Here is a 597-nt window from a genome sequence, read left to right as displayed (position 1 = left end):
GTCGAGGACGTCTTGCCGAAGCCGAGCTGCGACCAGCGGATGGCGACCTTGCCCATGCCGATGCGGGCGAGGTTGCGGATCGCGTGCACCGCGACCTGCGGGTCGTCGGCGCACGCCTGGACGCACAGGTCGCCGCCGCTGCGGGCCGGGTCGAGGTTGTCCCCGGGGAAGGCGGGCAGGTCGATCAGGGCCTGCGGGCGCCGGGACTTGATCCCGAAGCGGTCCTTGCCGTCCTTCTCGAACAGACCGGGACCCACGCCGAAGGTCAGGGTCAGCCGGGAGGGCTTGAGGCCGAGGGCCTCACCGGTGTCGTCCGGCGGCAGCTCACCCGGGCCGCCGTAGGCGCCGTCGCCGATCTCGTGACCGGCCGTCATCCGCTCGGCGGCGGCCGTCCACTCCTTCAGCACCTTGATCAGCGCGTTGCGGTCGGAGGTGGTGACGTCGAACGCCGCGAAGTGCAGGCGGTCCTGGACGGCCGTGGCGATGCCGGCCTGGTGGGCGCCGCGGAAGGGCACCGCGTCGCCGGCCGCGGCGGCCGGCCGGGCGTCGTGGCCGGTGCGCAGCGCGACGGCCGTGCCGCCGGCCGCGGCGGCGCCG

1 protein-coding gene is annotated in these 597 nt (G+C 75.4%); it reads right to left on the bottom strand.

Annotated elements, in window-relative coordinates; all coding sequences use genetic code 11:
- Window positions 1–597 (bottom strand): Dyp-type peroxidase (locus LE181_RS29070; protein WP_225664498.1); only part of this gene is annotated, 597 nt, incomplete at both ends.

The sequence above is a fragment of the Streptomyces sichuanensis genome (assembly GCF_020328095.1).
GTDB classification, from domain to species: Bacteria; Actinomycetota; Actinomycetes; order Streptomycetales; family Streptomycetaceae; genus Streptomyces; species Streptomyces cinnamoneus.
This window is presented reverse-complemented; position numbering and strand designations above follow the sequence as displayed.